The following is a 7,745-nucleotide window of genomic DNA, read 5'->3' on the forward strand; positions in this document are numbered from 1 at the left end:
GCTTCCACCTCCGCCGGATAAGAATCATCCGGCGGTAACCTCGATCCCTGATTAGTAACGGAGGAACGCGATGCGGCGTTTACTGATACTCACGCTGATGGCGGCCTCCACGCTGGGGGCTGCTGTAACAGCGGATAGGTTTGCGGAGCTGCGGGCGCGTATGGATACGCTGCAGGATACGCGTGACGATCTGCGCGATGCGCTGGATGCGAAAGATGGTGCGAAGACAGCAGCGTTGAGCGGCGAGATCGTGCGGTTGCTGCAGCAGGATCAGGCTCTCTGGAAGGAGCAGGGTTTTGATGATGTGCAGAAGATCAACCAGGGGACGATTGAGCTTGCGGAGAAGATTGGTTCACAGGCAAAGAGTGAGGAGATACCGCACGCATTGCAGAGTTATCTGGCGCTGCAGAAGAGCTGCGCGTCGTGTCATGATCTGCATCCGGAGAAGCGAGGGCGTTGAGGCGGAGAGAACTTGTTCGCTGGAGGTAGCGTGAGTGTCGCGCTTCGCGCAACCGTATGCCRATAACGATATGTCTCTTCAGAAGAGATTGAATCGAGTGCTTAGGAAAGCGAAGGCCGGGCCCAGGTCCCTAAGGGGACCCGGGGCACCCCGTGCATGGGCGAAATCGAATTTGTCGATACGTCTTAGCTCGAAGACGCGGTCAGAGCACCGATAAAGCGTTCCTGATCGACGTTGCCGCCTGTGAGGACCACACCTATGCGAAGGCCGCGGAGAGAGGCGACTTCCTGCAGGACGGCTGCTAATCCGGCTGCCGCTGCGCCTTCTGCGACGTTGTGAGTGTCCTGGTAGTACGCGCGCATGGCCGCAGCGATCTCCTCTTCACCGACTTCGACGATGTGATCGACATTCGCCAGGGCGGTTTCCAAGGCCTCTGCGTCAGGTAAACGGCACGACAGGCCATCGGCCAGAGGCGAGTTCGCCAAAGCAGGAACTACTTTCTTCTCGCGGAAGGAGAGAGCAAACGCCGGCGCATTGCTGGCGACCACGCCGATAATTTTTGTCTTCAATCCGAGAGCGTTGCGAACAGCGATCATTCCGCAGATCGAAGATCCCATCCCAATCGGCACATAGACCGCGTCGAGCTCAGGCACAGCAGTCAAAAACTCGAAGGCATACGTGCTGGTTCCGTGTACCAGCAACGGGTGAAACGATGGTACGAAATGGAGATGCCGGGTTTCTGCCAGATGCATGGCGTATTCCAACGCCGCCTGGAAATCATCGCCGTGTTCGATCAGCTCGGCACCCAGGGCCTCCATCGCCCGATTCTTTTCACGGCTGTTGCCGTGCGGAACGACGATCACAGCCGTTAGTCCCAGACGAGTCGCGGCGAGTGCTACACCTTGTCCATGATTTCCCCGCGTTGCGGCAATGACTCCTGTGACGGAGGGCTGGGTGTGTTTTAGCCAGTCCATATAGACGGCTGCTCCGCGGAGTTTGAAGGCTCCGACTGGAGAGTGATTCTCATGCTTGACCCACAGCTCCGTTCCGGTGCGTGCATTGAGCAGCGGCCAGGTGTACTGGGGCGTGGGCGGCATCACGGAGCGGACGATCTGTGTCGCTTTGTTAATTGCTGCGAGATCGGGCAGTTGCATACGGATTCGATGAAAGGTCTTCTTGATGCGTTACAGATTCTTGTTGGGTTGGTGCTCCCATCCGATTCGAGCTTCCGTCGCCGACTCACCACTTCAAAGCGAGTTCCATCAAGCTCCAACACCGCACTTACTTAGCAGTAATGTGCAGGCTGTAGGTCGCTGTGTGGGTCAGGAAGCCATCCGTAACGGTGACCGTGTAGGTATAGTCTCCCGGACCGGTATAGTTAGCGTTCTGCGCGGGTGCTTTTCCGCCACAACCGGAAGCTCCTACGCCGAGTGTTGCCAGGACGACGAGCATCAACGAAACCCGCATGACCTGTCCCGCACGGCGACGGCAGACCAGAAGCAAGAGCCCTGAACCCAGTCCGACAAGCCAAAGGTACCGGCCTCCGCCGAGGCCATAACCGATGACCTTATACTGCGATGTCGTCGCAATCGTAAGCTGCGCTGTTGTGGCCGCGGTTGGGATAAATGTTGCTTTGGATGAGCTGCACGTCGAACCAGCCACCGAATCAGTGCAACTCAACGTAACAGGATTGGCGAACCCTGCCGTCGGCGTCACGGTCGCGACCGTAGAGATATCAATACCCGCGACCGTTGAGCCGCTGGTCGGAGCCAGCGCGAGTGTAAAGTCCACGCCCGTCCCACTCAGTGCCGCAGTCAGCCCGGAGTAGACCGGAGCCGTCGACGCGGAGGCCCATGTGCCGGTGCGGCTTCCCGTTCCCGTGGGACGGAAGGTTATCGTCACCAGGCAGCTTGCTCCTGCCGGAATCGAGGCGCCACAATTGGAGGTTGCGGCATAGTCACCGGAGACGGTAAACGGCGGGGTCGCAATGGCTCCCGAGGCGACGTTCGTAATCGTGATGGTCTGGGTTGCCGAGGCGCCGACGTCCAGGCTGCCGAAGGTCAGCGATGCGGGCGCAGAGGTCAGGCCCGGGGTCCCTGTGCCGGTCAACGTGGCCGTCAGCGCCTTGCCGCTGGCCKGCACCGACAACGTTCCAGTGGCAGCTCCGAGGACGGTCGGCGTGAAGGTCGCAGCGATCTGGCAGGAAGCTCCGGAGGCTATATTGGTGCAGTTGATCGGATTGGCTGCAAAAGGACCGGTCACGGTCGCGGACGTCACCGAACCGTTAAAGCTCGAATGATTGGTCCACATGAAGTACTTCGTAGCGCTGGTAAAGCCGAGCGGCTGGTTGCCGAAGTCATACGACGAAGGATCGAGAGTCGGAGCTCCGCCATCACTGGTCAGCGAGAAGAGCGAATACTCCAACAGCTGCTCCTGCGGTGTCATCGCCGTATTGGGGCACTCGTTCGGAAAGATCACATTGGCGTTTTGGATCGTCGGATTTTCCACGTGATATTCGTCAAACAACACACGGCCGCATTGGTTGCTGCTACTGATCGGGGTATCGAAGGTAAACTGCATCACCGGATTCCCGGCAGTCGGATTGTTGAGCGTCAGCCATGTCTTGGTCGGCGAATTCACCGTCGTGAAGTCGCTGCGCAGCGTGGAGATATTCATCTGCCCCAGCGTGGTCGACGCTCCCACAAGTTGCAGCCACTGCGCCAGGGTCTGCCCTTCTCCCAGGTTCTGATTGACAGTGGCGGTGCCGCTCACTCCGGAAAAGCGGTTAGGTTGCCAGTTCACGACACCGTTGAACGGTGCGTTGTGGTACATCCAGACATAGCTGTAATGGCTTGCGTAGACTCGCCCGCCCGCGTTGGCAAAGGCCTGGAAGGCGGCCAGTTGGGCCGCGGAGCGGTCATACGGACTTCCCTGACACGGCAGCATCAGTACGTCATAAGCATTCAACGTAGAAGAGCTGACATCGAGCGCCGTCTCATTGGGAGTGGTGGTGGTGATACGGGCGCCAGGAGCCGCGCTAGCCGAATAAAAGTTAATGCGGCCGGCTCCGGAAGGATCGGTAAACTCCGAATCCTTGATTCCAACCTTCCGCAAAACGCATTCCACAGAATCCTGATTGCCTGTCACAATGGCGATCTTCGGGATATCGCCTTCGGTGTGATCTTTTGGCATGTTTGCGTCAAAGCTTGTGTTGGCACACGCCGTTGTCCCCGGCACCGTTAACTGGCGGCGCCAGCGCCCGGAGACGATGACCAAGGGGATATTCGCTCCAACGGGAGCATCGGTCAGCGTGAACGACCCATCCACGTCGGTCACGGTTCCCACGAGTGGAGAGCCGGAGGGCGGCGTACCCACCACGGGACAGGAGACACCCGCGGTAAAGGCATCGACCGGAGCGTTGGGAATATAGACCGTCACATTCGGCAGCGGATCTGTCCCGTTGGGGGCATAGACCTTTCCGCTGATTGAGGTTGTCTGTCCGGAAGGACAGGTCACCTGCTGCAGGCAGAGGCCGGTGCAGGTCGACGAGCCTTGGGCATGGCTCCAAAGTGTCGTAACAGACAAAAGCAGGGCGGAAACAACGCGGCGGCTCATAGCTCAGGCTGAAAGTCCTCTTGAGGCTACGTACCCCCCGGCCTTACAGCAAGCAAAATTATCGTCAACCCGCGATTTCACTCATCTGTTAGTACCAGTTGCCACAGAAGGCAATACCAGTCGTCACAAAAGGCCAGTACACCCACATTGCCGGACGGATCGCCGCGACAAGTACCGTGTTGGGAAAATGGATTGGGAGAAGTCCTCCCAATGATTCCCGAAGTGGCACAGCTGCATATAGCATGGAAATCGCAACCCCTCCCCTCGCCAGCGTCTGCCCCGCCGGCGGCTTTGTCTTCGTTAGTTGAGAGTTCTGCTGTTTTCACAGTTCTGCTGTTCAACGTGTGGGAGAGGTGCAAGAGGAAACATCCCCAATGAATATGTCGACAGTTGTGTCCGGTCACTATGACCTGAGTCTGGTCGTCCTCTCTGTCTTTATCGCGATTCTCTCTGCTGGCGCTGCCCTGGATCTCTCCGGCCGAGTCAGTTCCTCACGGGGCGCAGTACGCCAGATCTGGCTGCTGGGCGGCGCCATCGCCATGGGAACCGGCATCTGGGCCATGCACTACATCGGCATGCTGTCCTTCACCCTGCCGTTCAGGGTGCTGTATGACTGGCCCACGGTCGGGCTTTCGTGGACCGCCGCGGTTGTTGCCTCGTTGATTGCACTCTTCATCGTCAGCAGGGAAAAGATCGGCGTACTCCAAGTCGCTATCGGCAGCATTCTGATGGGAGGCGGCATCGCCTCCATGCACTACATCGGCATGGAAGCGATGCGCATGCCGGCCATGTGCCACTATCATCTGGGTCTGCTCGCACTCTCCGTTGTCATCGCCATCGTGATCGCCTGTGTTGCCATCTGCATGGGCTATGTTTTTCGCGGAGCAACGGCCAGCGGCTGGGGATGGCGCAAGGTTCTCACCGCTGTGGTCATGGGCGGGGCGATTCCGGTCATGCATTACACCGGTATGGCTGCCGCCAGATTTATGCCCATACCGATGGCAGAGGTTGATCTTCGCCATGCCATCAACATCTCCGATCTCGGCGTTTTCACCATTACCCTGACGGCCGTCCTGCTGCTTGGGCTGGTCTTTCTGACCGCCACGGTGGACCGCCGGTTTGCCCAGCAAGCGTTGCAGTTGGAGAGCAGCGAACAACGGTATCGCCTGATCGTCGAGTCTGCATTCGATGCCTTCCTCGAGATTGACCCAAACGAAACTGTTACCGACTGGAACGAACAGGCACAGCGTACCTTCGGTTGGACTCGCGAAGAAGCCCTGGGCAAGACCATCGGCGACCTTATCGTTCATGACGACCACCGAACCGGAGCGTTGCGCGAGCTTCTCGCCGAACGCGAGCAACGCGGTATCCAGGCGCGCCTGGAAGTGAGCGCCCGGCATCGCGACGGACATATCTTTCCGGCCGAAATGACGCTCTCTGAGATTGCATGGGGCGACTCGAAGCTGCTTGCAGCTTTTGTTCGCGRCGTTACGGAGAGAAAGCAGGTCGAGCAGGAACGCGAAGCCTCCAAGGCACAGGCAGAGGCTGCCAACCGCGCCAAGAGTGAGTTTCTCGCCAMCATGAGCCACGAGATCCGCACGCCGCTCAACGGCGTCATCGGTATGACTGAACTCGCGCTCGAGACGGAGCTCACCGGCGAACAGCGCGAATATCTTGAGACGGTCAAACTCTCCGCCGATGCCCTGTTGCACGTCATCAACGACATCCTCGATTTCTCAAAGATCGAAGCAGGCAAAGTCGATCTGGAAGAGATCGACTTCGATCTGCGGGATTGCATGGAAGGGGCCCTCAAGACACTCGCCCTCCGTGCCGACGAAAAGGGCCTTGAGCTGCTGTGCGATGTCGATGCCAACGCTCCTGAAAGCGTTCAYGGCGACCCCGGAAGACTGCGGCAGATCCTGATCAATCTCCTCGGCAACGCCATCAAGTTCACCCATGAGGGTGAAATCGCGCTCCACGTCGAGGCGCTCGGCGCGGACGAGGACCACGTCCGCCTGCACTTCATCGTTGCGGATACCGGCATCGGAATTCCTCCTGAAAAACAGAAGGCTATCTTCGATAGCTTTACCCAGGCTGACACCTCCACTACGCGAGAGTACGGCGGTACCGGCCTCGGTCTGACCATCTCACGCCGCCTTACCCGGATGATGGGTGGCGATATGTGGGTTGAGAGCGAGGCCGGGGTGGGCTCCAGGTTCCACTTCCGCATCGTGCTGCGTCTGGCAAAGGACCTTCCGCAGGCTCCAGCGGTCCCGGTTACAGACGACACCCTGCCCCCCGCCCGCACTCTTGTCGTCGACGACAACCGGACCAACCGCCGCATTCTGGAAGGCATGTTGCTGCGCTGGGGCATGCATCCGCGCTCCGCAGCCAGCGGCGAAGAAGCGCTGCGCATGATCGATGAAGCGAACCAGGCGCAGCTTCCTTATGAGCTTCTGCTGACCGATATGCACATGCCGAAGATGGATGGCTTCGACCTTGCCCAACGGCTGCAATTAAACCCTGGCAGCGCGGCAACCATCATGATGTTGAGCTCCGGCGGACAGAAGGGCGACGCAGTACGCTGCGAACAACTGGGGATCTCGGCGTATCTGTTGAAGCCCATCCGTCAGAGCGAGTTGCGCGCGGCCATCGCACGCGTGTTACATGATGGTATCCGCGGAAAGGAGACACCGATGATTACACGCACCTCGCTGCTGGAAGAGCTTGATCCCGCCCGCACTCTGGATATCCTGCTGGCTGAAGATAACCAGGTCAACCAGATGCTGGCGACACGTCTGCTGCAGAAGCGCGGTCATCGAGTCGTTGTTGTCGGCAACGGCCGCGAAGCCCTGGCGGCTCTGAGCCGTGGAAAGTTCGATCTCGTGCTGATGGACGTACAGATGCCCGAGATGGATGGCCTGGAGGCGACCCGCGAGCTTCGCCGGCGTGAGGCCGCGACCGGAGCACATCAGACCATCGTTGCCATGACCGCGCTTGTCATGAAGGGCGATAAAGAGCGCTGCCTTGAGGCAGGCATGGATGGCTATCTCTCCAAGCCGCTGCGTCAGCAGGAGCTGGATGAAGTTCTGGATAATTTTGTCTCTGTCAGAGATGTCGAAATGGAAGATGACTCGGCGAGCACATTTCCAGCCTCTGTGCATGAAGAAGAGCTGATGGAACGTATCGATAACGATCGGGCGTTTCTGGCTGAACTTCTTGCCATCTTCCGCGATACATGGCCGGGCCAGCTTGCAGCCGTGAGAAGCGCCCTTGCCCTGAGCGATCACGAAGAGGTAAAGCGCACCGGACACGCCCTCAAGAGCGCGCTGGGTAACCTTTCCGCCATGCAGGCCTATCACTTTGCTTCGGGCATCGAGATCGCCGGCGGCACAGGGGACATGGCGCGCGCCACTGTAATGACCGATCAACTTGAAGCCGAGCTGCCACGCGTAGAGATTGCGCTCGAAGGAATGTGCCAGGAGGCAGCACGTTGAGAATTTTGGTCGCTGATGACGATGCGGTATCGCGTCGTCTGATGGAAAAGATTCTGACGCGGAGTGGGTATGAGGTGATGACCGTAGCCGATGGCCGCGACGCGCTCGATGCCCTCACGCATAAGGATGGACCTCGCATGGCGCTGCTGGACTGGATGATGCCCGGCATCGAC

The 7,745-nt window shown here is 59.0% G+C and carries 5 protein-coding genes; 3 read left to right on the forward strand and 2 right to left on the reverse strand.

The genetic code is table 11. The annotated features are described in order from the left end of the window. Positions 1-70: 70 nt before the first annotated feature. Positions 71-460, forward strand: coding sequence for a hypothetical protein (locus tag AB4043_RS07310; protein ID WP_442302076.1), 390 nt, complete (start codon positions 71-73; stop codon positions 458-460). A gap of 185 nt (positions 461-645) precedes the next feature. Here the strand turns inward: AB4043_RS07310 and AB4043_RS07315 are convergent, their stop codons facing one another. Then, the gene (locus tag AB4043_RS07315) at positions 646-1,614 is read right to left on the reverse strand and encodes a threonine dehydratase (protein WP_442302077.1); all 969 of its coding nucleotides are present in this window, start codon (positions 1,612-1,614) and stop codon (positions 646-648) included. A 127-nt stretch (positions 1,615-1,741) separates the two neighbouring features. Next, positions 1,742-4,075: a choice-of-anchor D domain-containing protein gene (locus AB4043_RS07320; protein WP_442306762.1), complete on the reverse strand. Its 2,334-nt coding sequence runs from the start codon at positions 4,073-4,075 to the stop codon at positions 1,742-1,744. 380 nt (positions 4,076-4,455) lie between these two features. On the opposite strand from AB4043_RS07320, the gene AB4043_RS07325 reads away from it, so the two are divergent. Further along, on the forward strand, positions 4,456-7,572 hold the full coding sequence (locus AB4043_RS07325) for a response regulator (RefSeq protein ID WP_442306763.1): 3,117 nt from the start codon (positions 4,456-4,458) through the stop codon (positions 7,570-7,572). Next, a partial coding sequence (locus AB4043_RS07330; RefSeq protein ID WP_442306764.1) for a response regulator occupies positions 7,551-7,745 on the forward strand: 195 nt, incomplete at its 3' end. The genes AB4043_RS07325 and AB4043_RS07330, both read left to right, overlap by 22 nt.

Source organism: Terriglobus sp. YAF25, assembly GCF_052113305.1.
In the GTDB taxonomy this organism is placed as follows: domain Bacteria; phylum Acidobacteriota; class Terriglobia; order Terriglobales; family Acidobacteriaceae; genus Terriglobus.